This window comes from Planctomycetota bacterium, from assembly GCA_033763975.1.
Taxonomy (GTDB): domain Bacteria; phylum Planctomycetota; class Phycisphaerae; order Phycisphaerales; family UBA1924; genus RI-211.
The window spans coordinates 90865-117104 of the sequence record JANRJM010000003.1; the positions used below are offsets into that span (position 1 = coordinate 90865).

The 26240-nt window shown below is 72.1% G+C and carries 19 protein-coding genes; 4 read left to right on the plus strand and 15 right to left on the minus strand.

Translation table 11 applies throughout. The annotated features are described in order from the left end of the window. Positions 1 to 23 precede the first annotated feature (23 nt). The 6 genes from SFY69_02740 to SFY69_02765 all read right to left on the minus strand — a co-directional run bounded on the left by SFY69_02740 (position 24) and on the right by SFY69_02765 (position 7865). A complete protein-coding gene (locus tag SFY69_02740) occupies positions 24 to 2411 on the minus strand; it encodes a DUF255 domain-containing protein (protein ID MDX2130953.1) in 2388 nt (795 codons plus the stop codon). Between the two features lie 35 nt (positions 2412 to 2446). Further along, positions 2447 to 3418: a hypothetical protein gene (locus tag SFY69_02745; protein ID MDX2130954.1), complete on the minus strand. Its 972-nt coding sequence runs from the start codon at positions 3416 to 3418 to the stop codon at positions 2447 to 2449. Between the two features lie 15 nt (positions 3419 to 3433). Continuing rightward, positions 3434 to 4729: a hypothetical protein gene (locus tag SFY69_02750; protein ID MDX2130955.1), complete on the minus strand. Its 1296-nt coding sequence runs from the start codon at positions 4727 to 4729 to the stop codon at positions 3434 to 3436. Positions 4730 to 4851: 122 nt separating this feature from the next. Beyond that, on the minus strand, positions 4852 to 5880 hold the full coding sequence (galE, locus tag SFY69_02755) for a UDP-glucose 4-epimerase GalE (protein ID MDX2130956.1): 1029 nt from the start codon (positions 5878 to 5880) through the stop codon (positions 4852 to 4854). Positions 5881 to 5904: 24 nt separating this feature from the next. After that, positions 5905 to 7017, minus strand: coding sequence for a prolipoprotein diacylglyceryl transferase (lgt, locus tag SFY69_02760; protein MDX2130957.1), 1113 nt, complete (start codon positions 7015 to 7017; stop codon positions 5905 to 5907). After that, on the minus strand, positions 7014 to 7865 hold the full coding sequence (locus SFY69_02765; GenBank protein MDX2130958.1) for a TatD family hydrolase: 852 nt from the start codon (positions 7863 to 7865) through the stop codon (positions 7014 to 7016). The genes lgt and SFY69_02765 overlap by 4 nt, the downstream gene beginning before the upstream one ends. 202 nt (positions 7866 to 8067) lie before the next feature. Between SFY69_02765 and SFY69_02770 the strand changes: the two genes are divergently transcribed. Together SFY69_02770 and SFY69_02775 are read left to right on the plus strand one after the other, a co-directional pair. Beyond that, positions 8068 to 9651, plus strand: a complete 1584-nt coding sequence (locus SFY69_02770) for a transglutaminase-like domain-containing protein (protein ID MDX2130959.1) — start codon at positions 8068 to 8070, stop codon at positions 9649 to 9651. Continuing rightward, a complete protein-coding gene (locus tag SFY69_02775) occupies positions 9648 to 10589 on the plus strand; it encodes an NAD(P)H-hydrate dehydratase (GenBank protein ID MDX2130960.1) in 942 nt (313 codons plus the stop codon). The genes SFY69_02770 and SFY69_02775 overlap by 4 nt, the downstream gene beginning before the upstream one ends. Here the strand turns inward: SFY69_02775 and SFY69_02780 are convergent. The 7 genes from SFY69_02780 to SFY69_02810 form a co-directional block, all read right to left on the minus strand. After that, positions 10564 to 11193, minus strand: coding sequence for a prepilin-type N-terminal cleavage/methylation domain-containing protein (locus SFY69_02780; protein ID MDX2130961.1), 630 nt, complete (start codon positions 11191 to 11193; stop codon positions 10564 to 10566). The two genes, SFY69_02775 and SFY69_02780, sit on opposite strands and share 26 nt — an antisense overlap. Further along, entirely contained in the window at positions 11181 to 14045 is a 2865-nt protein-coding gene (locus SFY69_02785; protein ID MDX2130962.1) for a hypothetical protein, read from the minus strand. Before SFY69_02785 ends, SFY69_02780 begins: the two co-directional genes overlap by 13 nt. A 65-nt stretch (positions 14046 to 14110) precedes the next feature. After that, entirely contained in the window at positions 14111 to 14776 is a 666-nt protein-coding gene (locus SFY69_02790; GenBank protein ID MDX2130963.1) for a prepilin-type N-terminal cleavage/methylation domain-containing protein, read from the minus strand. 41 nt (positions 14777 to 14817) lie between these two features. Further along, complete coding sequence (locus SFY69_02795; GenBank protein MDX2130964.1) at positions 14818 to 16044, minus strand: type II secretion system F family protein; 1227 nt, start codon at positions 16042 to 16044, stop codon at positions 14818 to 14820. A gap of 132 nt (positions 16045 to 16176) precedes the next feature. Continuing rightward, the gene (locus SFY69_02800; protein ID MDX2130965.1) at positions 16177 to 17232 is read right to left on the minus strand and encodes a type IV pilus twitching motility protein PilT; all 1056 of its coding nucleotides are present in this window, start codon (positions 17230 to 17232) and stop codon (positions 16177 to 16179) included. A gap of 135 nt (positions 17233 to 17367) precedes the next feature. Then, positions 17368 to 17832, minus strand: a complete 465-nt coding sequence (rnhA, locus tag SFY69_02805) for a ribonuclease HI (GenBank protein MDX2130966.1) — start codon at positions 17830 to 17832, stop codon at positions 17368 to 17370. After that, a complete protein-coding gene (locus SFY69_02810; GenBank protein MDX2130967.1) occupies positions 17829 to 19820 on the minus strand; it encodes a glycogen/starch synthase in 1992 nt (663 codons plus the stop codon). Before SFY69_02810 ends, rnhA begins: the two co-directional genes overlap by 4 nt. 57 nt (positions 19821 to 19877) lie before the next feature. Here SFY69_02810 and SFY69_02815 point away from each other — a divergent pair, with 57 nt between their 5' ends. Both SFY69_02815 and SFY69_02820 read left to right on the plus strand, forming a co-directional pair. Then, positions 19878 to 23222, plus strand: a complete 3345-nt coding sequence (locus SFY69_02815) for an AIR synthase-related protein (GenBank protein ID MDX2130968.1) — start codon at positions 19878 to 19880, stop codon at positions 23220 to 23222. A 93-nt stretch (positions 23223 to 23315) separates the two neighbouring features. Beyond that, complete coding sequence (locus SFY69_02820; GenBank protein ID MDX2130969.1) at positions 23316 to 23654, plus strand: hypothetical protein; 339 nt, start codon at positions 23316 to 23318, stop codon at positions 23652 to 23654. 60 nt (positions 23655 to 23714) lie between these two features. Here SFY69_02820 and SFY69_02825 read toward each other — a convergent pair whose 3' ends face one another. Beyond that, positions 23715 to 24701: a GNAT family N-acetyltransferase gene (locus SFY69_02825; protein ID MDX2130970.1), complete on the minus strand. Its 987-nt coding sequence runs from the start codon at positions 24699 to 24701 to the stop codon at positions 23715 to 23717. A 31-nt stretch (positions 24702 to 24732) separates the two neighbouring features. After that, positions 24733 to 26202, minus strand: a complete 1470-nt coding sequence (locus SFY69_02830; GenBank protein ID MDX2130971.1) for a sigma-54 dependent transcriptional regulator — start codon at positions 26200 to 26202, stop codon at positions 24733 to 24735. Between the last annotated feature and the right edge of the window lie 38 nt (positions 26203 to 26240).

Here is a 26240-nt window from a genome sequence, read left to right on the forward strand (position 1 = left end):
GCCGAACTCGCGCCACCCGCCGATCACTCCCGCGCGATCTCGATGTCCAGCCCCGCCTGCGCCGGCGCCAGGCACGACCGATCCGAGCACGCCTGGTACGTCACCACAAGCCGCGGCACGCCCCGGCGCTCGCCCGAGCGCTCCAGCACCACCCGCAGCGGGAACGACCCCGCGTACACGCGCACGCGCGCGTCGCCCTCCCCGAAGTCCTCGCCCGCGGGGTAGTCCGCGAAGCACCGGATGTCCGGGGCGCCCGTGACATCGACGCGGAACGGGGTCATGGCGCTCGCGGCCTGGGTCGCGCCCGGGTTCGCCGCCCCGACGTGCCAGCCCTCGGCGATCTGCACCAGCAACTCGACGATCACCGGCGTGCCGGGCTCGATCTCCACGCGATCCGTCGGCGAGAAGACCTTCACCACGTCCGGCACGCCCGGGCTGGGCGTGGTCTTGCGCTGCGACTCGACGGGGCGCGCGGACCGCGCCTCGGCAACGCTGGCGGGGCGTTCGGCGTGCGCCGGGCCCTCCGCCCGCAGCAGCAGGCGCAGCAGCGCCCGGACGGCGTTGACCGAGGACTGCGGCGAAGCGGCGAGACGTGCCCCCACGCTCTCGAGCGCTACCGCGGCACGTGTGGCGTGCGCGTCATCGCCGGTGAGGTCGGCGAGGTCGATCAGCGCGTGGACCATGGTGGAAAAGCCGCTGGGGAGCGCCCCGTCGTGCAGGGTGGACGTACGCACGAAGAGGTCGCGCTCCGCGGAGCGCGTGTCGAGGATGAGCCCGGTGGCGTCGTCAAAGAACGCCCGCTTCGCGTGCGCCAGCAGGTCGAGCGCCTGCCCGACGCGCCGTGCACGCTCCGCGCCCGTGTGCGCCCGCGCGACGGCGCACAGGCCCTCGATCATCGCGGCGTAGTCCTCGAGCAGCGCGGGGATCTTCGAGACATTCGCCCGGTGTGAGCGGAGCAGTCCCCCGTCGGGCGCGCGCATGCGCGACAGCACGAAGTCCGCCGCACGCTCGGCGGCCGCCAGAAACGCCGGTTCGCCGAGGTCCGCGGAGGCGGTGGCGAGCGCACGGATCATCATGCCGTTCCACGCGGCGATGACCTTGTCGTCGGTGCGGGGCTGCGGGCGTCGGTCGCGGCTTTCGAGCAGGGCCGCGGAGACGCGCGTGAGCCGCTCGACGAAATCGGTCGGCGACATCTCGAACCGCCCGGCGAGGCGCTCGGGGCGATCGTGCAGGCGGGGTACCCACGCCGAAGGCTCGTCGGGGTGGTGCGGGTCGCGGAAGTTGGGCGGCCCGTCGAGCCCGTACGCCCGGGCCGCAAAGTCGGCGGCGGCGTTCGCCACGTCGCGCAGTTCGGCGATCGCGTTGACCTCGGGCGGGCAGAGGGCGGCCCGCACCTGCCCGGGCGACCACACGTACGTCGCGCCTTCGCGTCCGTCGGTCTCGGCGTCCTGCGCGCACAGGAACCCGCCGTGCGCGCCGGTCAGACGCGTCCGCACGTAGCGGATCGCCTCGCGGGCGGCCCGGGCATACTCCCCGTCGCCGGACCGGCGCGCCTCGCGCGCGAACACGCCCGCGAGCATCGCGTTGTCGTAGAGCATCTTCTCGAAGTGCGGGACCGTCCACGACTGATCGACGCAGTAGCGATGGAACCCGCCCCCCAGGTGGTCGCGCAGCCCGCCGAGCATCATCGCGTCGAGGGTCGTGCGCACGGCGATGTCGATCGCGTCGCCGGTCGCGTCGTCGGCCGCCCGCTCGCGCACGTCGAGGAGGAACTCGAGGATGGCGGGCTGGGGGAACTTGGGCGCGGGGCCGAACCCGCCGTGCGCACGGTCGAACTGCCGGAGCACGTGCGAGAGCGCGTCGGTGACGGGGGCGTCGCCCAGGTCGGCGCGGGCTTCGCGCCCTTCCAGGTGCTCGCGCACCGCCGCCGCCATCGCCTCGGCCTGGGCGAGGACCGCGTCGCGCTGCTCGCGCCAGGCGCGCGCCATGCCGGCGAGCACGGCGCGGAACTCCGGGAGGTTGTGCGCGGGCTCGCGGGGAAAGTACGTCCCGCAGTAGAACGGGCGGAGCGACGCGGGCTCCAGGAACACCGACATCGGCCACCCGCCGTGCCCGCGCTGCACGAGCGTGGCGGCCATGTAGATGTCGTCGACGTCGGGGCGCTCCTCGCGGTCGAGCTTGATGGGCACGAAGTGCTCGTTGAGGTCGCGCGCGGTCGCGTCGTCCTCGAACGACTCGCGCTCCATCACGTGGCACCAGTAGCACGTGGAGTAGCCGATCGACAGGAAGATCGGCACGTCGCGCCGACGCGCCTCCAGGAAGGCCTCTTCGCCCCACGCCCACCAGTCCACCGGGTTGTGCGCGTGCTGCAGGAGGTACGGGCTGGATTCGCGGGCGAGTCGGTTGGGCATGGGCGCAGTGTACAGCCGCCCCCGGGCCCGCCCGGCTACCCGCGTGCGCCCAGCGTTTTCACGATGAGCGCGATCACATGCCGCCCGCGCGTGGGGTCCGCGGGTGTGCGCACCAGCCCCGGCGCCGACGGGCCCCGCTCGGGTTCGTCCGCGTCGGGCGACGCCCCGCCCCCCAGCACGGCCATCGCTCGCACGCTCGACGCCAGCGCCGCGTCGGCCGGCAGGCGCACCAGCGAGATCACCGCGACGCTCTCGATGCAGCGCACGTCGTCGCCCCGGGCGTCTTCCAGCACGGCCCCGCGGAGTCGCTCGAACGAGGCGGCGTACCCCGACGCAGCCTCGGAAAGCACCCGCGCGTCGAGGGGCTGCTCGTCGCGGGCGTGCGCCGAATCGAACAGCCGGCGCAGCGGCTCGAGCGCACCCGCGAGCACCTCGCGCGCGTGCAGCACCCGCTCGCCCGTCGCCTGCACGAGCACGGGGAGGGCGACCGTGCCCAGCGGACGGGCCAGACGCTCTTCCTGGCGCTGCGCCACCGACGCCGCCGGCGACCGCGCGATGAAGGCCCCCGCCCGCAGCGCGAACCGGTCGAGCGCGGCGGCGACCGGGACCGACAGCCCCGGGTTCGGGCCCGCTCGCAGGATGTCGCGCGAGATGGCGCCCAGGCGCGAGCGCTCGCACGCGAAGTCGTCGTCGCGCACGAACGCGCGCAGGGCGGCGTACCGCGCGTCGTCGCGGATGCTCTCGTGCACGCCCCGCAGATCGTCCAGCGGGCTCGCGTCGTCCAGGCCCAGGCGCAGCACGCCCGCGTCGAACAGCGAGGTCGTCCACGACCACGACCGGGCGAGCTCGGCGTACGCGCGCGTGCGGGCCGCCTCCTGCACCGCGTCGGGCGCGCCGTTCAGCATGGCCCCGGGCATGAGCGTGACCGCGGTCGACGCGAGCAGCATCGCGGCCATCGCCGGGGCTTCTCGCGTCGACAGGTGATAGGGGCTCACAACGATCAGCACGCTGGCGTCCTTGCGTCACGGGGCGGGGCAGCGCTCCGCGATCCAGTCGTAGATGCGCTCCAGGCGCTTGGGCAGTTCCAGAAAGAGCACCTCGTGCCCGCCCTCGACCAGATCGCGCTCGGGGCGACCCAGCCGTTCCCACAGCGCATCGCCCAGGGGCGAGGGCACCGCGAGGTCACGCGCGCCCTGCACGCACAGGAACGCGCGCCCGCGCAGGCCCGGTGCCGCGTGGAACGAGTCGAGGCGCGACGCGCGGAGATACCCCTCGCGCACGCGTGCCAGGTCGGCCGGCATTGCGCCGGGCGCCCAGCGGAACTCGACCGCGTCGATCATCTCGCGGTAGTTGCTGAGCTCGGTCATGAGCCACCAGTGACACCCGCCGCCGACCACGACGCCCCCGGCGTACGCCGCGGGGGTTCTCGCCACGACCACCGGCAGCGTGATCGCGCCCGCGCTGAACCCCATCGCGACGACCGGGGCCTCGCGCACGCCGGGGCGCTGGGCGTGCACGTGGGCGAGCGCCGCCTGGGCGGCGTAGGCGCACTCGGCGGCGCGCGTGTCGAAGGCGTTCGCCACCTCGCGCACGCGCGCATCCAGGTCCTGCGAGGGATCGAGCTCGGCGACGAACTTCTCCGTGAAGCGAGAGGGCTGGCAGAGCATGCGCAGCACGCCGTAGCCGCGGGCGCGCAGGTCGTTGGTCGTGCGTTCGAGCAGGCCGGTGGGCGTGCCGAACATGCCGGGCATCAGCAGCACCACGCCGCGGACGCGCCCGCCCTGCGGCGCCCCCGCGTCCTCGCCGGGCGGTGCGCCGGCGGGCTCGTAGTACGCGAACCACGTGCGCTCGAGCCACAGCGCGCCAGTGTCGTCGCGCTGCGCCGACACGAACCGGAAGGTGAGCGACGCGTCGTGCTTGCGCCGGCGGGGCACCATCGCGCCCGCCTCGACCGCTTCCGCGGAGAGCACCATCGCGCCGGGTCCTTCGGACCGGATCTCGGTGTCGGGTGGCAGTTGATCGCCGAAGAGCGCCCGCGCGTCCGCGTCGTCGGCGAGGCGCGACACGCGCGCCGGGCTCCACGTTCGCCGGATCTCGGGTTTCAGGATCAGCCCCTCGACGGGCACGATCACGCCCATCAGCCCGTCGGTGCCCTGCACGCCCTCGCGCGCGGGCCAGGCGCCCTCGAGCGCCGGCGACGCCGCCGTCGCGTCGATCTTCGGGAAATCGCCCCAGATGTCGATCGCGGGGAGCGACTCGTGCGGCTCGGCGGGCTGCGCCCGGGCCGCGCCCGGGGCGACGAGCGCAGTCATCGCCACGCATGCGCACACGACCCACGCCCTCACAACCGCCGCTCGCACGCCCCACGCTCGCGCGGAACTCGCAGGCGCGCGGCGGGCGGACGCGGGACGCGCCGAGATCGGGAGCACCCCGCGGGCGGTCATGACGCGTACCCCTTGGGGTGCGCCAGCATCCAGCGCCACGCCGAGGCGATCATCTCGTCGAGGCTCGTGACGCCCGGCGTCCAGCCCAGTTCGCGCGAGATGCGGGCGGGATCATTGAACACCACCGGCGGGTCGCCCGCGCGGCGCGCCTGCTCGACGACGCGGATGTCGCGCCCCGTGACGCGCCGGGCGGCGTCGATGATCTCGCGCACCGAGTACCCCCGTCCGATGCCGACGTTGTACGCGAGCAGCGTTCCGGGGCGCATCGCGTCGAGCACGCGGACGTGCGCATCGACCAGGTCTTCGACGTGCACGTAGTCGCGCACGCACGTGCCGTCGGGCGTGGGGTAGTCGGTGCCGAAGATCCCTACGTGCGGGCGCAGGCCCAGGGCCGCCTGCAGCACGACGGGCACCAGGTGCGTCTCGGGCGTGTGGTCCTCGCCCAGCAGCCCGGAGCGGTCGCTCCCGCAGACGTTGAAGTAGCGGAGCATCGCGCACGACCAGTCGCGGGCGGCGGGGCGCTCGGCGAAGTCGCGCAGCATCATCTCGCCGATGAGCTTCGTGCGTCCGTAGGGCGAGACGGGCGCCTGGGGGCAGTCTTCACGCACGGGGATCCGCTCGGGCGCGGGCTGCCCGTACGTCGAGCACGACGAGGAGAACACGAAGCGCGTCACGGGCGAGCGGGCCTGCTCGCACGCGCGCAGCACGCCGGCCAGCCCCGTGACGTTGTGGTGGTAGTACTCGAGCGGGTTGTCGACCGACTCGCCCACGTACGCGAGCGCGGCGAAGTGCATCACCGTGTCCACGCGGTGCTCGTCGAGCAGGCCCCGCACGAACGCGCCGTCCGTCACGTCGCCCCGGACGAATGTCAGGCGCCCCGGGTGCGCCCCCTTCAGCAGTTCCATCGCGCGGGCGTGCCCGCGGAAGAGATTGTCCACCGACACCACCGTCCGCCCGTCGCGCAGCAACCGCTGCACGGCGTGCGACCCGATGTACCCCGCCCCGCCTGTCACCAGAATCGACATCCCGGGAGCGTAGGAAACCGCGCGTCAGGGACGCACTTCCCCGGAATTTCTCGCGCCCGCCCGCCCGGTCCGTTCCGCCTGGCCCGCCCGCCCCCAGCCGCCCATCGCCGGGGCGCCCCGGGCACGGATGATCGCGATCGCCACAGCCCCCACGACGATCATCGCCACCGACAGCCACTGCCCACGCGAGAGCCCGGCGATGCGCTGCACCGCGAGGTGAGAATCCGGCAGGCGGATGAACTCCGTCAGCACCCGCACCACGCCGTAGAGGATGAGGAACCAGGCCCCCACCACGCCCGGGAGGCGCGGGCGTCGCCAGATCATCCAGAGCGCCGCCCCCGCCAGCAGGCCCTCCGTCGCGCCCTGGTAGAGCTGCGAGGGATGCCGCGCGGAGAGAAGCGGCGCGAGGTCGGCGGCGATCTCGCGGGCGCGGACGCCGCCGGATTGCAGCGCGCCCACGATCCGCTCGTACGTCTCGATGTCGGTCTGCTCCGTCGGCAGGCGGTACTTCTCGAGCATCACGGACAGCGCCGCCTCCTGCCCGTCGGGCGCCTGCGGCGTGTACGCCTCCTGCGGGTAGCGCACGCTCCACCAGGGGGCCGCCTCGCCGGGCCCCGCGACGACCTTGCCGAGCAGTTCGCCGTTGATGAAGTTCGCCAGGCGTCCGAAGAGCAGCCCGGGCGTGCACGCGAGCGCGAACAAGTCCAGCACGTGCAGCACCGGCACGCGGGGGGTGGGCGCGCCGCCCGGCTCTCGCCCGGGGCGCGCGATGAGGAACGACGCGATGATGACCCCCGCGATCCCGCCGTGGCTCGCCATCCCGCCCTCGTTGAGGCGCAGCACGCCCCACCACGGGAACGACCCCGAGAAGTCCGCGAGCAAATCGGGCCTGTAGAACAGCACGTACCCCAGGCGCCCACCCACAAGCACCCCGCCGACGAGGTACACCATCGCGTCGGTCACGCGGTCGGGCGAGAGGGGCGTGATGCCCCGCCGGGCCATCCAGCGCATCCACAGCCACGCGACCACGAACCCCGCGACGTACGACAGCCCGTACCAGCGCAGCCCGAAGCCGGATCCCACGCGGAAGACGAACGGGCTGAGGTCGTGCAGGTACGCCGCCAGCGTGGTGCTCATGCGCCCCGGCCCTCCCCGCCCGACGCGTGCCCCGCCCAGCCCGCACGGGACGCGCCCCGGACGCCGAAGAACCGCGCGGTCGTCTCGTTCACCTCTTCGTGCAGCGCCTCGAACGACACGCCCCGCACCTCCGCGAGGCGCCGGGCCGTGAGCGCACACATCGACGGGCGGCACGGGCGCTCGGTCCGGCGGGGCTCGGGGCTGAGGAACGGCGCGTCGGTCTCGACCATGAACCGCCCCGCGGGCACCAGCGCCGCCGCCTCGCGCACCTCGCCCGCGTTGCGGTACGTCAGCACGCCCGTGAAACTCACGCTCGCGCCGAAGTCGAGCAGCAGCCGCATGTCCGCGGGCGAACCCGTGAAGCAGTGAAACACCATCCTCGTCGCGTCCAGCCCGCTCGCACGCAGCATCGGGATGAGATCCGCGAACGCCTCGCGGCAGTGCAGCACGATCGGCTTCTCGATCCCCTCGCGACGGCACTGCGCGATGAACGCGAGCTGCTCTTCCAGCACCTGGCGCTGCACGTCGCGCGGCGGCGTTTCGTAATGGTTGTCGAGCCCGAGTTCACCCCACGCCACGCACTTTTCGTCGCGCGCAACCTCGCGGAGCACGCCCCAGTCGTGCGGTCCTTCGTCGCTGTACAGCGGGTGCACGCCCGCGCTGCACCAGACGTTCGGGTGCAACCGGGCGATCGCCCGCGCCGCCACCGCGTCCGGGTGTGTTGTGGAGATCGTGATGCACCCGTCCACGCCCGCCGCGGCGGCGTCGCGCAGCACGCCCGCGACCCCGCCCGGGAAGCGGTCCGGGCCGAAATCCGGGAACGTCAGGTGGCAGTGCGTGTCGATCACGGGCGAGGGTACGTCGGTTACCGCGGGGACCGGGCGCACGCAGGGCCCCGTACACTGGCGCGTTCGCACGCCGCCTCGTCAAGCGGAACCGAGACGGCACGGAGACCACAGCATGAGGTGGATTGCGTCGGCGCGGCTCGGTGTGGCGCGGCTCGGTGTGGCGCGGCTCGGTGTGGCGCGGCTCGGTGTGGCGCGGCTCAGAGTGCGCAGGACCCCTGGCCTGCTGGTCGCGGGGCTGCTGGCGCTGGCGGCCCCGGGGGCGTGGGCGCAGGAGTCGCGTTCTCCGCCCGCGCCAACATCGCCGGCACCGGCATCGCCCGCTCTGCCGGCAGTCCTCGATCCCACGCCGCAGGAAGAGACACAGTCCGACCGGTGGTACTCGCTGGAGATGATGGGCGCCAAGGCCGGCTGGATGCGTACGTCGCGCTCCCGCACGGACGGCCGCCTGACGTCGCGCTCGGTGCTGCGCGTGGAAGCCTCGCGGGGCGCGCAGGGCGCGGTCACCATGCACATGGAGAGCGAGTTCGTGGAGACGCCCGAGGGCGCCCCGGTCGCCATGCGGCGCGTGCAGCGCCTGGGCGCGACCGACGTCGTGCAGTCGTACGTCTTCCGCGAGCAGGACGTCGAGATGACCAGCACGCAGAGCGGGCAGACGACAACGACGACCCTTCCCAGGCCCGAGGGCGCGTGGCTGACCCCGGCCGCCGCCGAGCAGTTCGTCCGCCAGCGCTTCAAGTCCGGGGCGAAGGAGATCTCGGTGCGGACGATCTCGCCCGAGTACGGGATGACGCCGGTCACGATCACCCGTCGTCTCGACGGACGCGAGCGGATCGCGGCGATGGGGCGCGACCTCGACGCCGTCCGCTGGCGCGTCGAGAACACGATCGCCCCGCAGCTCGCGTCGACCGAGTGGACCGACGAAGAGGGCGAGCTGGTGCGATCGGTGACGCCGCTGGGCCCGCTGACGCTGACGATGACGGCGTCGACACGCGACGCGGCGCTCGCGCGCTCGGGCACGCCCGCCCCCGAGGCGATGGTCAGCACGTTCGTGAAGGGCTCGCGCCAGATCGCGAACCCGCGGCGCGTGCGCCGGGCGTCGTACGTCCTCAGCCTCGCCGACGGGCGGATCGACGACCTGCCCTCCGCCGGGATGCAGCAGGTGACGCGCCTCGACGAGCGCCGGGTGCGCGTCGATGTCGAGGTGGGGCGCTCCACGGCGGCCACGCCCGCCGAACTGACCCCGCGCGCACGCGCCACCTATCTCGCCTCCACCACGCTCTGCCGCGCCGACGACGAGGTGATCAAGGAACTGGCGGCCCGGGGCGTGCAGGGCGCCGGCGAGTCGGCGGCCGACCGCGCCGAGGCGCTGCGGCGCCTCGTGAACAGGCACATCAAGCGCAAGACACTGGACGTGGGCTTCGCCACCGCCTCGGAGGTCGCGCGCCGGCGCGAGGGGGACTGCTCGGAGCACGGCGTGCTGCTCGCGGCGCTGCTGCGGGCCGAGGGCATCCCCTCGCGCGTCGTCGCGGGGCTCATCTACGCCGACGAGTTCGCCGGCGCCACCGACATCTTCGGCTATCACATGTGGACGCAGGCGCTCGTCGAGATCAACGGCGAGCCGCGCTGGATCGACCTCGACGCCACCTTTCCCGCCGGCATCCCCGCCGACGCGACGCACATCGCGCTGGACCTGTCGGCGCTGACCGACGAGGATCCCACCGCCGGGCTGATGAGCGTCGCGAGCGTGATGGGTCGGCTGTCGATCGAGGTGGAGAAGACCGAATGACCGGCGACGCGCACGCGCCGGTGCCGGCGCTGCTCCCGGCGCGCGACCCCGACGGGCACAAGGGCACGTTCGGCACGGTGCTCGTGGTCGGGGGCTGCTGCGCCGATCGGCGATGGATGGCCGGGGCGCCCACGCTCGCGGCGCTCGGGGCGCTCCGGGCCGGCGCGGGGCTCGTGCGCGTGCTCGCGCCCGACCGCGTGCTGCCGCACGTCATCGGCGCCTGCCCCGCCGCCGTCGGCTACGCGATGCCCACCGACCTCGACGGCGACGTCTCGGCGAGCGACGCCGCCGAAGCCTTCGACCGTGCGGCGGACGGCGCCGACGCCATCGTCATCGGCCCCGGGCTGGGCCCCGGGCCCGGCACGGCGGCCGTGGCCCTGCGGGGCGTGCAGCGCGACGACATCCCGATCGTCGTCGACGCCGACGCGCTCAACGCGCTCGCCCAGACTCCGGACCTGTTCCGCGACCTGCGCGCCCGGGCCATCTTCACCCCCCACCCCGGCGAGTTCGCCCGCCTCGCGTCCGCCCTGCGCATCACGCACAGCGCCACCAACCCCCGCACGCGCGTCGCGGCGTGCCAGGCCCTCGCCCAGCGCCTCGGCTGCGTCTGCGTCCTCAAGGGCGCGGGCACCGTCGTCGGCGATGCCATCCGCGCCTGGACGTGCGGGCACCGAACCCCCGTGCTCGGCACCGGCGGCACGGGCGACGTGCTCGCCGGGCTCCTCGGCGGGCTGCTCGCGCAGTTCGCCGGCTCCCCGCACGCACTCTCGCTCGTCGACCTCGCCAGCGCGGGCGTCGAGGCGCACGCGCGCGCGGGCGAACGCTGGACGGCCCGGCACGGCGCCGACGCCGGCATGCTCCCCACCGAACTCGCCGACGAACTCCCCGGCGCGCTCGCGGAACTTCGCGCGCCTACTCGTCGATCCGGCGCGGCGTGACGGTCGTCACCAGCCGGATGGTCGGCGTCTCGAGGTTCGCGTGGAAGCCCGCGTCCTGGTAATCGTTGGGCTTCACCGTGATGTCCACCGTCGCCCGGCGCAGACGAGGCCCGACGTCGTACTCGAGCACGAAGCTCGCGCCCGTGACCCCGGCCAGCAGCGGGCGCTCCACCGGCGTGCCCGGCACGTCGCTCACCACGTCCGTCTGCACGTACCACAGCTCGTACGGCCCGCGCTGCGGGTCCGACTGGTCCCGGCGCTCGAGCCGGATGACCCGGCGGTTGCCCGCCCCGTCGTTGAACGACTCGAACTCGATGAAGGTCGAGACCACCGGGTTCTGCGCGGGGTCGAGGACGTCCTCGGGGTAGGGCCCGAACTGCTCGCCCGTCCTGATCATCGTCGACGTGCGCGCCATCACCATCCGCGCGATGACGTTCGTGCTCGCCCCTTCGGTCGTGATCTTGTACGCCCGGTACGAGGTGTCCAGCGCCGTGAACGTCGCTGTCAGCAGCGTCGCCGTGATCGTCAGGGCGATCAGCATCTCGATCAGGCTGAACCCGCGGCGGCCCCGCGGGGCCCGCAGGCCCGGCTTCAGTACGACCATGCGTGGTACCCCTCTCGATAGGTGCCCGCCACCGGCTCCATCCGCATCGGGAGCATGATCCCGTCCGGCAGCGTCAGGTTGGGATCAAACCGCAGCACGATCCGCCCCAGCCCGTAGAACGGCACCGCCACCCCGCCCGTCGGCTGGGGCTGGTCGGGCGCCACATCGGGCAGCCCGTCCCCGTCGGTGTCCCAGCCCACGATCTTCTGCCCGCCCACCACCGGCAGCGTGGCGGGATCCATGGATTCCTGGTCGCCGTCGGCCGGGCCGAAGTACCCGATCGTCGAGTTGAACCCCGCGGGGTTGCCGATGGGCTGGCCCGTGGCGTCGACGAGCGGGTACGCCCCCATGGTGGGCGCGAAGGTCAGCATCAGCGAGCCGTCCACGGTGACCGTGCCGCGCGCGTCCATCACGCCCGCGATGATCGCGCCCGAGAGCTGCACGTTCTGATCGGGCGGGCTGTTGAAGTTGCCCAGGTCCACGGAGTAGTTGGGCAGCATCATCGACGACTTCTTGATCTCGTCGACGTCGGAGGCCTCGGGGTTCAAGGCCGCGCTGTCCGGGTCGTCGGGGTGCGACTGCGTGAAGCGCGTGGCCCCGGTGAACTGGATCTTGTTGCGCGACTGCGCGTAGAGCGCGGGCGTGTCCGACACGATCGAGCCCACGAACAGGCACCCGTGGAATCGGATGTTGTTCGAGTGGGCCCGCGTGTCCGTCACGCGCCTGCCGGCGATCACCAGCGGCTCGGGGAGCGAGGCGTACCCGGGGCGCCCCGTCTGCGTGCTGTCAAGGTCGGCCTTGTCCATCGGCGTCACCGCCATCAGCACGTTCTGCTGGGGGGGAATCGCCGACGCCGGGAGCATCGTCGGGTAGTTCGTGCCCCCGTACAGCACGCGCGGGTTCACCAGCGTCGGCACCCCGCCGGTCACCGTCGTCTTCCCGAACTCGCCCCACAGCACGTGCGCGTTGGTGGTGTCGGTGCGGACGTACGTCACGCCGACGAACGTGCAGTTGACGAACAGCCCGTTGTTGCCCACCGGGATCTGCACGTCCTTGAAGACCATGTTGTAGTAGACGGGGCGGAAGTACACGTCGCTGTACGACGGGCTGTTGTACGGCATCTTCTCCCAGTACGCCGTGCTCGCGTTCGCGGGCAGGCTCGTCGCCTCGTCGATGGGATCGAGGCGCCGGAACCAGGGGGCGCTCTGGTCGGCGGGGCGCGGCGCGCTGTACGAGGCCAGCTGCGAGACGCTCACCCCGAGCTGGGTCGCGACCTGGTTGTCGAACGCCGCCCCGTCCGCCGCCGCCTGCAACGCCGTCCGCTGCCCCGTGAACACGCTCGTGTCCACCGGGGGGAGATCGGCGTCGGAGACGGCGTACGACGCCGCCGGGGCGCCCGACGGGGGCGTGACGGGCCCGCGCAGCGCGTCGCTCACCGAGCCCTGCCCGGATTCCCAGGCGCTCTTCGAGGTCGAGAACTTCATCCCGCCCGAGACCTTGGCGTAGTAGTCGCGCCGGTCGATGAACCCGTCGCGGTACCCGAGCACGCGGTCGCGCCAGGCGCCCGTCGACGTGTCGACGTCGGCCATGAGTTCACCGTCGTCCCACCGGCCGTTGCCGTTGGCGTCCACGAAGCCCCACACCCCGTTGCGGTTGCGGTCCGGACGGTTCGAGTCGATGAGCAGGGCGAGCTGGTCGTCGGCGGTGAACTCGGGGGTGAGCCCGGACGCCGGGGTGCCGGCGGTGAGCGCCGCGGAGAGCACGAGGCGCCCGTCGCCGTCGCGGTCGTAGTGCTTGAGGAAGATGTCGAACTCGTCGACGTAGCCGTCGCCGGTGACGTCGGTGAAGGCGTCGTCGGGCGCGCCGTCGCCGTCGTAGTCGCCCGCGCCGGAGGGGATCTGCGAGCCCTCGGTCGGATGCCCGGTGCGGAGGCGGTTGTCGCCGTCGACGTCGGTCGCCGCGATCGCCGCGAAAAGCGCCGCGAGCTTCTGGCCCAGCACGGAGTCGTCGATGCCCTGGAAGTCCGAGCGCAGCACGAGCGGGTCGCCGTTGTTGTACTGCGTGCCGGTGAAGCGCGAGCCGATGTCGCCCGTCACCATCACGTTCGAGCCGATCATGACCCGGTTCGACGAGACGATCGCGTGCTTGACGGACTTCGACAGGCGGAAGTCCTGCGAGAGCGTGCGCGAGACGGGCTGCCCGTTGCGCGTGTACCCGAGGTCGTAGCCCGTCACGAAGACGCGCACCGACGTGCCGCCCACCAGCGGCGCGTACGTCACCATGTACGCCAGGGGCGGGTCCGCGTCGGGCGTGGGGCGCGCCTCGAGCGCCACCGCCGGCGTGAACACCCAGTGCGTCGCCTGGTACTCGCTCGTCGAGCCCGCCGGCGCGTTGCCCACCGTCGCGGCGCTCACGCCCAGGCTCAGCACGACGTCCTGGTCGAGCGCGTGCGCCTGCGCGATCGCCTCCGCCAGCCCGGCGGGCGTCCCCTGGTCCAGCCGCCCCGTGCGCGGGGGCAGCACGTTCACCGTGCCCAGCGGGCCCGTGTTCCCGGACCACAGGTTCCACGCGTACGCCGCGTTCACGTCGCTCCCCGAGATCACGAAGCGCGCGGCGGCCTCTTCCAGGCGCGCCGCCGCCACGCTCATGCCCGTCTCCGCCGCGCTCTGGGCGCGGCTCACGTGCAGGTGCGACGCCGCCGTCAGGATGTTCCCGCGGCTGGCGATCGCCATCGCCGTCGCCAGCGACCCGAACATCACGATGAACATCATCGCGAGCACCGCCGCCACGCCGCGCCTCGTTCGGCAGAGGCCCCGCAGCACGCCCCACGAGTTCCGCATCATCCTGCGCATCGCTTGCCTCCCCACTCCGCCGCGCACGCCCTGTCGCCCCGCCACGCCCGCGCCCGCCCCGATGCTCACGGGGGCACGATCCACGTCAGGCGCGTGATCTCCGTCGCCTGCGTCTCGCCCAGCGCCTGGTAGGTGACGACCACGGTCACGCGGAGCGGGAAGCCGTCCACCCCGACGGAGGGCCACTGCCCGCTCGCCGCCTGCTGGTACGAGTCCGCACGCGCCTGCGAGAAGTTGTACGGATCGACCTTCTCGACGGTCACGGCCTGTCGCCAGCCCACGAGCGGGACGAGCTGCCCCTCGTCCGTGCGGGGCGAGCCGTCCAGCTCCAGTTCGGGGACGATCTCGCCCAGGGCGTCGACCGGCCCGGGGAACGTGCCCCCCAGCCCGAACGACATCCCGTCCAGATCGTCCAGGTCGTCCAGATCATCGATGGTCGTCTCGTTCGACTCGATCCCCCACCCCTGCAGCGTCGTGCCGTTGACCAGCACCAGCCCGGTCACCGGGTCGTGCCGGCTCATGCGGCGCGTCATCTCCCGCACCTCGTTCGCCAGCAGCATGCCGGTGGCGGCCTGGCTGGACCAGGTGTTCGACCGCGTGAACGCGGACTGCGCATCGACGAACGCGAGCACACCCAGCGCGATGATGATGAGGGCCATCATCGACTCCAGGAGCGTGAACCCCCGGCGTCGACCCCCCACCCCCGAGAACCGCCTGCGCGACGAGACCATGCCGCCTCCCGGGGGCACACCGCCCCCGGGTACTGTGTCGTTCACTTGACGATCTGGCTCATCTTGAAGATCGGCAGGATGATCGCCATCGCGATGAATCCAACGACTGTGCCCATCATGAGGATCATGATGGGCTCGATCATGCCGGTAACCGCCTTGATGTGGTCCTTGAGCTGCTTGGCGTAGTAGGTCGCGATCTCGTCGAGCACCTCGCCCAGCTTTCCGGACTCTTCCCCCGCCGCGATCATCTGCACCACCGCGCGCGGGAGCACCTCGGCCTGCATGAGCGGCTGGGTGACCTTCTTGCCCTGCTTCACGCTCGCGTGCACCTTGCGCCACAGCCCCCGGAAGATCTGGTTGCCCGAGATGTCCCCGGTGATCGCGATGGTGTCCAGCATCGGCACGCCCGCGTTGATGAGCTGCCCCATGGTCTGCAACGAGCGCGAGATGTACAGCGACCGGAACATCGTCCGCACGATCGGGATGCCCAGCTTCAGCCGGTCGACCCAGAACGAGCCGACCTCCGTCTTGCAGAAGGCGTACAGGCCCCCGAAGAGCGCCGCCACACCGCCCAGCAGCAGGTACCAGTTCGTCACCATGAAGTTCGACAGCCCGAGCAGGAACTTCGTCGCCCACGGGAGCACGTCCTCCTTGCCCTGGAAGACCGCCGCGAACTTCGGCAGCACGAACGTCAGCAGGAACACGGTGACGCAGACGGCCAGCCCGCCGATGATCGCCGGGTAGATCGCCGCCCCCACCACCATCTTGCGCGTCTCGATCTGCTGCGTGATGTACCCCGCGATGCGGTCCAGCATGCGGCTGAACGACCCGGACATCTCGCTCGCGCGCACCATGTTCACGTACAGCGGGTTGAACAGCTTGGGGTGCTTCGCGATCGCCTCGCTGAACTGCTTGCCCCCCTCCACGTCCTGGCGCAGCTGCTGCACCACCTTCTTGAACCCCACGTGCTGCGTCTGCTCCGCGATCCCCTCGAGGGCCGCACGCAGGTTGATGCCCGCCCGCACCATCACCGCCAGCTGCGTCGTGAAGTCCAGCACGTGCTTCTGCGTCGGCGTGCCGGCGTTCAGCTCCTTCAGCTTCGCCTGCAGCCCCGCGCCGCCCAGCCCGCTCGACTGCACGCTCAGCGACAGCACGTGCGCGCCCTGGTTCCGCAGGATCGCCGCCGCGGTCGTCGCGTTGTCGGCCGCGATCACCCCCGCCTGCACCTGCCCCGCGCTCGTTCGAACCTGGTATCGGTAGTTCGGCATGGCTCATCGGACGTCGAGAGCGCCGGCACGACGATCGGGCGGCGTCCTGCCGCTCGCCCCACCGTCCCCGCACGCTTCACGCCATCCCGTCCCTCCGTTGCTTGGCTTCGCTCGTCCGTCCTCGACCCCGCGCTACGCCGCCAGCTGACGCTCCAGCTTGTCCGGGTACACCGACTGCGCGATCGCGTCTTCCCGGCTGATGTACCCGTTGAAGTACAGCTCCGCGATGCTGCTGTCCAGGCTGCACATCCCGATCGCCCGGCTCGTCTCGATCACGTTGGGGATCTCGAACGTCCGCGCCTCGCGGATCAGGTTCCGCACCGCCGGCGTGCACAGCAGCACCTCCACCGCCGGCACCATGCCCGGGCGGTCCGTCCGCGCGAACAGCGTCTGGCTCAGCACCGCCTGCAGCGTCGCCGCCAGCATCGAGCGGATCTGGTTCTGCTGCCCGCCCGGGTACATGTCGATGATGCGCTCCACCGTCTGGCTCGCGCTGCACGTGTGCAGGGTGGACAGCACCAGGTGCCCGGTCTCGGCCGCCGAGATCGCCAGGGCGGTCGTCTCCAGGTCGCGCATTTCGCCCACCAGGATGATGTCCGGGTCCTGACGCAGCGCGTGCTTGAGCCCGCTCGCGAAGCTCGGCATGTCGGCGCCCAGCTCGCGCTGCTCGATCACGCACTCCTTGCTCTCGAAGACGTACTCCACCGGGTCCTCGAGCGTGATGATGTGCTTGCGGTACCGCTGGTTCATCGCGTCGATCATCGCCGCCAGCGTCGTCGACTTACCCGAGCCCGTGTCGCCCGTGACGAGCACCAGCCCGCGGGGGAGGTACGTGAGACGCGCGATGACCTCCGGCAGGCCCAGGTTGGCGAGCGGGGGCACCTTCGTCTTGATCATGCGCATCGCCAGCGCCACCGTGCTGCGCTGCATGTGCCCGTTCACGCGGTAGCGGGCCAGCCCCTCCGCCTGGAACGAGAAGTCCGCGTCCTTGTTCCGCTCGAACGTCGCCAGCGCCTCGGGCGGGGCCATCTGCTCGAGGTACTTGCGCACGAGCTCGCGCGTCAGCACCGGCATCTCCAGCGGCGTCATCACCTGGTGGATGCGCACCGTCGGGGGCTGCCCGGCGATCAGGTGCACGTCCGACGCGTCCGCCTCGTACGCCGCCTTCAGAATCTTCGTCAGTTCCACGGTCGGGGGCCCTCCCGCGCGTCCAGCGCCGAACCCCTCATCGGCACCGCCCGCGCCCGCCTTCACGCCGGGCCCCCACGCGTCCCACAACTTCGCGCCATCGCCCGCGCCGCGACCGACCGATAAGCACGCGCGCTACGCCCGGCCCGCCGCCCCCCGCGCCGCCGCCACCGCCAGCGCGTCGCAGCGTTCGTTCTCGGGGTGCTCGGCGTGCCCGCGGATCCAGTGAAACGCGAGTTCGTGCTCGCCCCGCAGCCCGTCCAGCTCCTCCCACAGGTCCTGGTTCTTCACGGGCTTCTTGTCCGCCGTCTTCCACCCGCGCCGCTTCCACGCGTCCATCCACTCGTCCAGGCCCTTGAGCACGTACTGCGAGTCGGAATACAGGTCCACCCGCGACGGACGCGTGAGCGCCCGCAGCCCCTCGATCACGGCGCGCAGTTCCATCCGGTTGTTCGTCGTGCCCGCCTCGCCCCCGCTGCGCTCTATCTCCGCCCCGCTCGAGGGATGCCGCAGGATGAACGCCCACCCGCCCGGCCCCGGGTTGCCCGAGCAGGCGCCGTCGGTGTACAGCTCCACATGCGGCCGGCGCGCCCCGCTCACGCCCCGGTCCCCTCCCCCGCCGCCTCCGCCCGCTGCGCCAGCACCGACGCCGCCACCATCGGCACGCCCTGGTCGGTCCCGCCCAGTTCCAGCGCGTGCTCCGCGTGGAACCGCGCGATCGCCAGGTCGTGCGCCGTGTGGTACGCCTTGCCCAGCGTGCTCCAGTCGAAGTCCCACGACCGCTTGTCCACCTCGTTGCGCAGCGCGATCCGGTCACGCCGCTCCATGCGGCAGAACTCCACCAGGTACTTCGCCAGCTCCGCCGCCGACTCGTGATAACCCCGCCCGCGACGACGCACCACCTTCAGCCCGTGCTTCTGGGGCTCGGGCGTCGTGTCCAGCACGTACCGCCCGAACCCGGCCAGGTCGCTCGTCACGCTCGGCACGCCCATCGCCGCGCACTCCAGCGGCGTGTACCCCCACGGCTCGTACTGGCTCGGGAACACCCCCAGGTGACACCCGCGCACGAACTGGTCGTACTCCATCGCCCACAGCCGGTTGTGCGGCGTGATGAAGTCCGGGTGGTACACCACCTTCACCGGGTCCTCCTCCCGGTTGAAGAGCTGCAGGTGCCGCAGGTAGTTCAGCACCGGATCGTGCGCCTCGTCCTCCAGGATGTGCGTCACCACCATCGGCAGCCCGCCCTGGCGCAGCGCGTGCTGCGCCCGCCGGTACCGCAGCAGCCAGTACTCGTCCACCAGGTCGTCCAGGTGCAGCTTTCCCCCGCCCGCCGCCCGCTTGAACAGGCGCTGCTCCACCCCGTCCACGATCTTCGCGCAGATGTCGCGCAGCTCGTTCAGCACGCCGCGCTTTTCCATCGCCAGCGGGTTGATGCTCCGCGTCGCGCGCTTGGAGATGATGAAGAACACCACCGTCTTGCCCAGGTTCGCGGCGCGCAGCTCGGCGTTGAGCCGCGCCATCGCCTCCAGGCACAGATCAAAGCCCTTGTTCTTGGGCTCGAACCGCCCGGACGTGAAGAAGTACAGCGTGCGGTCGAGATCGAACTGGTAGCTCGGGAAGAAGTGCCCCATCGTGAACTTGTGGATCTCCTCCTTGTACTCCCCGTGGAGGCGCTGCTGATCGTGCCCCGCGTTGTACAGCCCGATCGTCAGCCCGTTGGGCGTTACCACGTCCACGGGCCGCCCCAGCAGGTGCGCGCACTCCTCGCCCGTCACGCTCGACACGGTCGTGAAGACGTGCGCCCCGTGCGCCGCCGCCCGCTCGATGGCGTGCTGCGTCCGCACGTTGTACATCGCCGCTTCCTGCGCCTGGTCGAGCCACGGCAACTGGTCGTAGAAGTCGTCGCGCGAACTGGCGATGTACCGACCCAGGATCGTCGCGTGCGTCGTGAACACCGTCGCCACCGGCAGCTTCTGGCGCCGGATCATCGGGATCGCCAGCCCCCCCAGCCACTCGTGGAAGTGCGCCACCAGGGGCTGGTGCCCCACCCGCGTCTGCGGGCGCTGCTCGCACAGCGCTTCCATCAGCCGGCGCGACGCCTCGGCGAACGTCACCACCATGTCGACCAGCCCGTCGCCCCCGGGCGTCTCGATGCCGTGCTCCGCCCACAGGTGGTACTTCACCTGCGCCAGCCGCTCCGCCGACAGCCAGTGCTCCAGCAGCAGCACCCGGGGCCGCCCGGGCACCAGCCATCGCCCGTGACGCACCACCAGGCCCTGCTCGCGCAGGCGTTCGATCGCCCGCTCGATCCACCCCGACGCCCGCGACTCCTCGAACTCCACCTGCGCCCGCGCCGGCTCGTACGGGCCCACCATGCAGTACCGCTCGCCCCACCGCGCCGTCATCAGCGGCGCCTTGCTCCGCACGACCTGGTAGATGCCCCCCACCTGGTTGCACACCTCAGTCGAGAACTCGAACAGCATCGGGCCCGCGGGGGGCCTCGACGCCGACCCGCTCTCCGCCAGCGGGGCGGCCCCGGGGGTGTGGTCCAGGCTCGCCGGATCGGATTGCAGGCTCCGTTCGCTCATGGGGTGCGCACTGTACCCGTGCGCGCACACGCCCGCGTCGTCTCGTACCCTTCGCCCGTGACCACCACCCTCCTCCGCGTCGAGGTCCGCGTCCGCCCCGGTCTCGCCGACCCCCGCGCCGACACGCTCCGTGCCCGTGCCGCGTCCATCGCGCCCACCCTGATCAGCGCCCGCACCGCGCGCGTCTACCTCATCGAGGGCGCGCTCTCGCCCGCCGATCAGTCGCGCGTGGTCTCGTCCCTGCTCGCCGACCCCGTCTGCGAGGTCGCGACCATCGGCGCCGCCCCCGCCGAGGACGCCAGCGTCATCGAGGTCCATCCGCTCCCGGGCGTCATGGACCCCGCCGCCCAATCTGTCCGCGACGCCATCCGCGATCTCACCGGCACCGACGTCCGCGTCGCCACCGGCACGCGCTACGACCTGCTGGGCTTCACCCCGGCCGACGCCCGGCGCCTCGCCGAACTCACCCTCGCCAACCCCGTCATCCACCAGATCACCGACGCGCCGTACCAGCCCGCCCGCCTTCCCGCGGGGACGCCCGCCCCCTTCACGCCCCGCACCGTCGCCCTCCGCGGGCTCGACGACGACCAGCTCGCCGCCCTCTCGCGGCGTGCGCACCTCTTCCTGAGCGTCGCCGAGATGCGCGCAATCGCCGATCACTTCGACGCGCTCGGGCGTGACCCCACCGAAATCGAACTCGAGACCCTCGCCCAGACCTGGTCCGAGCACTGCGTGCACAAGACCCTCAAGAGCCGCGTGCTCTACCGCGAAGCCCCGACCGACGACGGCCCCGACGCGCCAGCCTCGTCCGCCCCCTCGCGTCGACCCCGCGGCGGCCTGGAAATGTCCTTCGAGTTCACGCCCGCCGGACGCGCCGACGAATCAAGCGCCGACTCCGAAGCGACCTCCGACGACCCGGATGCCACCCTCGAAGATGCCGATGACATCGCCCACCAGCCCGCTCCTCTCGGCGCCATCGACTGGTCCGATCGCCCCGGCTGCGTGGTCGGCGACGACGGCTCCGTCACCATCGACAACCTCCTGAAGTCCACCGTCGCCGCCGCCACCCACGAACTCATCGCCGACGGCCTCGACTGGACCCTCTCCGTCTTCACCGACAACTCCGGCGTCGTCGCCTACGACGACGCCCACGGCGTGTGCATCAAGGTCGAGACCCACAACCGACCCTCCGCGATCGAGCCCTACGGCGGGGCCGCCACCGGCATCGGCGGGTGCATCCGCGACATCATCGGCACCGGCCTGGGCGCCAAGCCCATCGCCAGCACCGACGTCTTCTGCGTCGCACCCCCCACCCTCGACCCCGCCTCGCTCCCGCCCGGCACGCTCCACCCGCGACGGATTCTCTCCGAGGTCGTCGCCGGCGTCCGCGACTACGGCAACCGCATGGGCATCCCCACCGTCGCCGGCGCCGTCCACGTCGACCCCCGGTACGTCGGCAACCCCATGGTCTTCTGCGGGTGCGTCGGGCTCATCCCCCGCACGCTCGTCCGCGGAGCGCCCCGCGCGGGCGACCTCATCGTCGCGCTCGGCGGACGCACCGGCCGCGACGGCATCCACGGCGCCACCTTCTCCAGCGCCGAACTCGAGCAGACGCACGCCTCCGAGTTCGGGCACGCCGTCCAGATCGGCAACGCCATCGAGGAAAAACGCCTGCTCGACGCCATCCTCCGCGCGCGCGGCTCTCCGACTTCTCCTCTCCCCCCCTCCGGAACTCCGGAACTTTGTCACTCCGAAACTCCTTCTCTTCCTCACTCCGGAACTGCTTCTCCCCGGAACTCCGGAACTTCTCCTCTCTTCTCCGCCCTCACCGACTGCGGCGCCGGGGGCTTCTCCTCCGCCATCGGCGAGATGGGCAAGGACCTGGGCGCCACCGTCGACCTCGACGCCGCCCCGCTCAAGTACGACGGCCTCACCTTCACCGAGATCTGGATCAGCGAGGCCCAGGAACGCATGATCCTCAGCGTGCCCCCGGAGAACCTCGACGCCCTCCGCGCCATCTGCGACGAGGAACACTGCGAGCTCGCCGTGCTCGGCACGTTCGGCACGCTCGAGCGCGACCTCGTCCTGCGATTCCGCGGCACCGAGGTCGGGCGACTCTCCATGGACTTCCTGCACGACGGGCTTCCCAGCCCCACGCGCGACGCCGTGTGGCCTCCCGCCCCCTCCACGCGCCCCGCCCTTCGCCGGACTACGCCCCAACCCGCCGACGCCCTCCGCGCGCTCCTCGCCCACCCCTCCATCGCCAGCAAGCACTGGATCATCCGCCAGTACGATCACGAGGTGCAGGGCAACACCGTCGTCAAGCCCCTCAGCGGCCCGGGCGGTCGCGGGCCCTCCGACGCCACCGTCATCGAGGTCGTCCCCGGCTCCAACCAGGGCATCGCCCTCGCCTGCGGCCTGCAGACCGGCATCGGCGATCACGCCCTCGCAGGCGATCCCTATCACATGGCCCTCGCCGCCATCGACGAGTGCGTCCGCAACCTCGTCTGCGCCGGCGCCGATCCCAACCGCACCGCCATCCTCGACAACTTCTGCTGGCCCTCGTGCGACCGCCCCGAGAACATGGGCGCCCTCGTTCGCGCGTGCCTGGGCTGCTACGACGGCGCCAAGGCCTACCGCACGCCCTTCGTCTCCGGCAAGGACTCCCTCAACAACCAGCTCCGCTACACCGACCCCGCCACCGGTGAGCCCCGCGTCATCGAGATCCCCTACACCCTGCTCATCTCGGGCCTCGCCCGCGTCCGCAACGTCTCGCGCTGCGTGACCGTCGACGCCAAGACGCCCGGCAACCTCCTCGTGCTCGTCGGCCCGCGCGCCGGCGCCATGGGCGGCTCGCACTACCAGCAGGTCTTCGGCGAGGCCTCCGCATCACCCGACGAATCCTGGCGCGCCATCCCCACGGTCGACCTCGCCGTCGGCCCCAAAGCCGCCCGCGCCGTGGCCCAGATGATCACCGACGGGCTCGTCCGCAGCGCGCACGACGTGTCCGACGGCGGGCTGCTCACCTGCGTCGCCGAGATGCTCATCGCCACCACCGGGTCTCGCCCCGACGCCCCGCCCGCCGAGGGCGCGGGCGAACTCGCCGCGCTCCTCGCCGCCGCCGGCACCGCGCTCGCGCCCCTCGGCGCCGAACTGACGCTCACCGACGACATCCTGGAGCCCGAGCAGCTCGCGTTCTCCGAGGGCCCCTCCCGCTACGTGCTCGAGATCCGTCCCGAGGACCTGCCCCGCGTCAAGACCATCCTCCGCGACTTCGGGGGCGTGCCCATGCAGCCCATCGGCACGCTCACCGCCTCGGGCCGCCTCGCCTGGAAAGCCCTCGACATCAACGCCAAGGTCGACGACCTCGCCCAGACCTGGCGTGCCCCGCTCGACTGGTGATGGTCGGGCGTGCGTGCCCGCTGCGGGGCACACCATGCAGCATGGCTGTCGCGGGCGGCCCCGCTCGGGCTTAGTTCCCAGTATCATCTCCGCATGCCAGACCCCGACCCGCCATCGGCCCCGCCCACCGTGCCCGGCGAACTCCGCGCGCCGCACAACCCGGGCGTCCTCGACGACTACCACAAGATCGCCGACACCGTCGGGGGCGTCCCCAACCTGCGCGTCAAGGACAACCTCATCCAGACCGCGATCATCATCGGCACGACCGTCGTGCTCGGCGGCCTGGGCTACCTCCTCTGCGAGTTCGGCGTCATCGCGGCAGAACCCGGGCTCGGCGCCATCATCGGCGCCGTCGGCGGGCTCGTCCTCAGCACGCTCCTCAGCGGCTTCGTGCTCATGATCCTCGGCTGGTCCCGCGCGCTTCGCAAGTAATAGCCCGGCCTTCAGCTCGGGTCGCAGCTCGAGTACCGGTGGCACAGGCGTCCGCGCGCCTCACCGCGCGTACGGATCTTCATCACCCGCCCGCACCGCCCGCACCATCACGACGTGCGTCCCCGCGTGCGGGAGTTCAAACTCTCCCGACGCCACCACGAACCCCGCGCGCTCGTAGAACGCCAGCGCGCTCGTCCGCGCGTTGCACCAGACGATGCCCCCCGGCCCGGAGCCGCCCCGCACCGCCGCCGACGCCGCACAGAACTTGAGCAGTGCCCGCCCGAGCCCGCAGCCGCGCCCCGGGCCGTCGGTCGCCATGCCTCGCACCTGCCACGCGCGACCTTCCTCGTGCGCCAGCAGATGCGCCGCGAGCGCGGGCCGGGCGTCCCCCGTGGGCGGGGCGTTCTGCAGGAGCGTCGCGACGCCCGCGAGCGCGCCGTCCACGTACCCGCCGAAATGCCGCGTGCTCTCCTCGGTATCGCCGTCCCACGCCATCTCGCGGATGTCCTGGTGCGGGCGCAGCACTTTCTGGCGCAGCGCCCACGTGTGATGGGGCGGGATCCGGCGTACCTCGAGCACCGGCCCCACCGCCCCCGCGCGCCACGCCGCCCACGAGCCGAACGTCGTCCGCCACCAGCGCCGCAGCGACAGCGCCTGCAGCAGCGCATGGCGGATCGCGTGGCGCTGGCCGCCCAGGGGCTGCTTCAGATCGAGCGTCGGGCCCATGCACCGGAACCGGATGCCCCCGGGGATGTCCTGCGTCGCGGTCGCGAGCGGGATCTGCTCGCGCAGCGCCAGCATCACCCGCTGGGGCGTGTCGAATCCCGTCGCGTCGATCGCGATGAACTGCCCCTTCAGGTTGTGCCACAGGCGCGCGGGCGGCACGCCCGGCACGTCCCGCGGCACGACCGGCAGATCAAACACCGCCGCCTCGCGCCGCTCCACCGCCACCAGTTTCATCTCGTGCGCGTACACGCCCGCCACCTCGCGGTACGCCTCCCAGAACCGCGCGTCCCCCGCCGGATCGATGCTCGGTGGATGTGCCACGTCTCGCGCCTCCCCCCAATCCACCTCACGCCTACCGCAGCCCGTACTCGCGCAGCTTGCGGTACAGCGTCCGCTCGCCGATGCCCAGGAGCGCCGCGGCCTGCTCGCGGTTGCCGTTGGTGAGGCGCAGCGTCTCGCGGATCGCGCGCTTCTCGATCTGCTCGAGGCTCGTCCCCGCCAGGCTCGCCCCGCCGCCCGGCCCGTCGTCGGCGTCCGCGCCGTCGGCCCGCACGTCATCAGGGATGTGTCGCAGATCGATCATCGCCCGCTCGCCCGGCGCCCGCGTCTCGCTCAGGCACATGACTAGCGTGGTCCGCACCACGTTCAGCAGTTGGCGCACGTTGCCGGGCCACCCGTACGCCGTCAGGCGCATCATCGCGGTGTCCGTCACCCCGGGCACGACGACCTCCGTGGGCGAGGGGGCCAGTTCCGCCGCGTACCGGTCAACCGCGTACGCCACCAGGGGCGGGATGTCCTCGCGCCGCTCGCGCAGGGCGGGCACGTGCACGTGCGTCCCGTTGATGCGGAAGTACAGGTCCTCGCGGAACGTGCCCTGCGACGACATCGCCCGCAGGTCCCGGTTCGTCGCCGACACGAACCGCACGTCCACGTGCCGCGCCTCGTTGCTCCCCAGACGCACCACCTCGCCGCTCTCCAGCACGCGCAGCAGCTTCGACTGCATCGACAGCGGCATGTCCCCGATCTCGTCCAGGAACAGCGTCCCCCCGTCCGCGTACTCGAACACGCCCGCGCGCTCCTTGTCGGCCCCGGTAAAGGCCCCGCGCACGTGCCCGAACAGCGCGTCCTCCAGCAGGCTCTCGCTCTGCCCCGCGCAGTTGAACGGCGCGTACCGCGCCCCGCTCCGGCGGCTCGCCCGGTGCAGCGCCTGCGCCACCAGTTCCTTGCCCGTCCCGCTCTCACCGGTGATCAGCACCGGAATGTTCGACGGCGCCACCGTCCGGATCGTCCGCAGCACGCGCCGCATCGGCTCGCTCGCCGCGATGATCCCGTCAAACCCCGCCTGCTCGATCTTTTCCTTCAGCGAATCGTTCTGGTGCCGCAGCAGCACCGTCTCCGCCGCACGGTTCACGAGGTTCCGGAACACCTCCAGGTCCAGCGGCTTCTGAATGAAGTCGTACGCCCCGAGCTTGAACGCCGCCCGCGCCGTCGGCACGTCGCCGTGCGCTGTCACCAGCACCGTCTCCGCCCCCGCCTGCAGCCGTCGCGCCGCCTCCAGCACGCGCAGCCCCGCGTCCGACCCGTCCGCCGACACCACCCCCACGCCCGCCACCTCGAACCCCGCCGAGGCGGGCATCCGCAGGTCCGTGACGATCACGTCGAACGCGCCCAGCCGCAGCTCTTCGATCGCGTCCGCGACGCTGGTCACCACCGTGCACACGTGCCCCGGCCGGCGCAACGCGTCGGCCATCACGTCCGCGTGATCCACCTCGTCCTCGACGATCAGGACCTGCGCACGCGGGGTTTCTCGCACCGTCGACATCCGCCCATCGTAGTTTCCGCTCCGCACCCTCGCGCACC

Excerpts from the sequence above, each read along its gene's own strand:
- SFY69_02790 (MDX2130963.1), bottom strand. The coding sequence starts at position 14,776 with ATGGTCTCGTCGCGCAGGCGGTTCTCGGGGGTGGGGGGTCGACGCCGG.
- SFY69_02780 (MDX2130961.1), bottom strand. The coding sequence starts at position 11,193 with ATGGTCGTACTGAAGCCGGGCCTGCGGGCCCCGCGGGGCCGCCGCGGG.
- SFY69_02795 (MDX2130964.1), bottom strand. The coding sequence starts at position 16,044 with ATGCCGAACTACCGATACCAGGTTCGAACGAGCGCGGGGCAGGTGCAG.
- galE (MDX2130956.1), bottom strand. The coding sequence starts at position 5,880 with ATGTCGATTCTGGTGACAGGCGGGGCGGGGTACATCGGGTCGCACGCC.
- SFY69_02740 (MDX2130953.1), bottom strand. The coding sequence starts at position 2,411 with ATGCCCAACCGACTCGCCCGCGAATCCAGCCCGTACCTCCTGCAGCAC.
- SFY69_02830 (MDX2130971.1), bottom strand. The coding sequence starts at position 26,202 with ATGTCGACGGTGCGAGAAACCCCGCGTGCGCAGGTCCTGATCGTCGAG.
- SFY69_02775 (MDX2130960.1), top strand. The coding sequence starts at position 9,648 with ATGACCGGCGACGCGCACGCGCCGGTGCCGGCGCTGCTCCCGGCGCGC.
- SFY69_02785 (MDX2130962.1), bottom strand. The coding sequence starts at position 14,045 with ATGCGCAGGATGATGCGGAACTCGTGGGGCGTGCTGCGGGGCCTCTGC.
- SFY69_02810 (MDX2130967.1), bottom strand. The coding sequence starts at position 19,820 with ATGAGCGAACGGAGCCTGCAATCCGATCCGGCGAGCCTGGACCACACC.
- lgt (MDX2130957.1), bottom strand. The coding sequence starts at position 7,017 with ATGAGCACCACGCTGGCGGCGTACCTGCACGACCTCAGCCCGTTCGTC.
- SFY69_02820 (MDX2130969.1), top strand. The coding sequence starts at position 23,316 with ATGCCAGACCCCGACCCGCCATCGGCCCCGCCCACCGTGCCCGGCGAA.